This window comes from Pseudomonas sp. 05N434, assembly GCF_056396965.1.
Genome location: NZ_JBFTMK010000878.1, coordinates 1 through 1,246 on the forward strand (window position 1 = coordinate 1; position 1,246 = coordinate 1,246).

At 55.9% G+C, this 1,246-nt stretch carries 4 protein-coding genes; 1 reads left to right on the top strand and 3 read right to left on the bottom strand.

The genetic code is table 11. The features are described 5' to 3' along the window. A partial coding sequence (locus AC1DLB_RS30345) for a cold-shock protein (RefSeq protein WP_477786323.1) occupies window positions 1–230 on the top strand: 230 nt, incomplete at its 5' end. A gap of 60 nt (window positions 231–290) precedes the next feature. Here AC1DLB_RS30345 and AC1DLB_RS30350 read toward each other — a convergent pair. The 3 genes from AC1DLB_RS30350 to AC1DLB_RS30360 all read right to left on the bottom strand — a co-directional run. Beyond that, a complete protein-coding gene (locus tag AC1DLB_RS30350; RefSeq protein ID WP_018926506.1) occupies window positions 291–500 on the bottom strand; it encodes a SlyX family protein in 210 nt (69 codons plus the stop codon). Window positions 501–503: 3 nt separating this feature from the next. After that, complete coding sequence (locus AC1DLB_RS30355) at window positions 504–929, bottom strand: HIT family protein (protein WP_018926507.1); 426 nt, start codon at window positions 927–929, stop codon at window positions 504–506. 103 nt (window positions 930–1,032) lie between these two features. Next, a partial coding sequence (locus AC1DLB_RS30360; RefSeq protein ID WP_477786324.1) for a hypothetical protein occupies window positions 1,033–1,246 on the bottom strand: 214 nt, incomplete at its 5' end.

Sequence of the window (1,246 nt, forward strand, 5' to 3'; positions counted from 1 at the left end):
GCTATGACATGAGCAACCGCGATACTGGCACCGTCAAATGGTTCAACACCTCCAAAGGCTTCGGCTTTATTTCCCGCGACTCCGGCGATGATATTTTCGTGCATTTCCGGGCGATTCGCGGTGAAGGCCACCGCGTTCTGGTGGAAGGTCAGCGCGTGGAGTTCTCCGTCATGAATCGTGACAAAGGCCTGCAAGCCGAAGATGTGATCGCCGCACTGCCGCGCCGCTGATTCAAGGCTAAAAAAAACCGCGAACAGCTTGGCTGTTCGCGGTTTTTTATTGCCTGTTTCTTAGTAATGAGGCGGTGGTGCCTCTTCTTCTTCAAGCGTCGCAAACTGGCCGGCCATTTCCTCCTGCCGCTTGAGCAACGCCGACATTTGCAATTGCAGACGCTCGACCATCCGCTGCTGCGCCACCAGCACATCATTCAATGCCTGGATGGTGTCATCCTGAAATGCCAGTCGGCTTTCCAGATCGGTAACGCGTTCGCCCAGGCTCATGATTCAGCCCTCCAGAAACTTGAAATCGTCGGTCAACACCAGACGCAGTCGCTCGCGAATCGTCGCGATCTGCTCTGGACTGTATGGCTTGGCCTCCTGTTTGCCCCAGATCGGAGCTGGCCAGGCGGCGTCCTCACGCTTGCGCACAATCACATGCATATGCAACTGATTGACGACGTTACCCAGGGCCGCGACGTTCAACTTGTCCGCGTCGAAAGAGTCCTTGAGGATTTCCGCCAGCTCAGTCGTTTCCCGCCACAGCTGCTGTTGATCTGCGCCATCCAGCTGAAATATTTCACTGATATCCTCGCGGCGTGGCACGAGGATGAACCAGGGGTAATTCGAATCATTGGACAGCAGTAACCGGCAGAGCGGGAAATCGCCGATTGGCAACGTGTCTTGTTGAAGTCGTGGATCTAAAGCGAACACAGCGCACACTCCCCTCTGGTCATCCTTTTTCAGCTTAGCGCCCCCACCGAAAGACGGCGCACCAAGCGACAGGACGGCAGCATACCTGCGAATGCCATGCGCTTCACGACGAACTGCCGCCAGCACCGCCCTGCGGGCGCGCCGAGATGCGCCATTTTGATTCGGGACGCACCATGACGGAACCGGCCATCACGGAAAAAACGCCGAAACAGCCCATAAACAACGCACTGTTCGAACCCACGGCAACGCCACCATGTGTGAATTCAGTACAGGAAATAAAATTTTTTGCACCAAAACCGCACAACGCGTCTACGCTC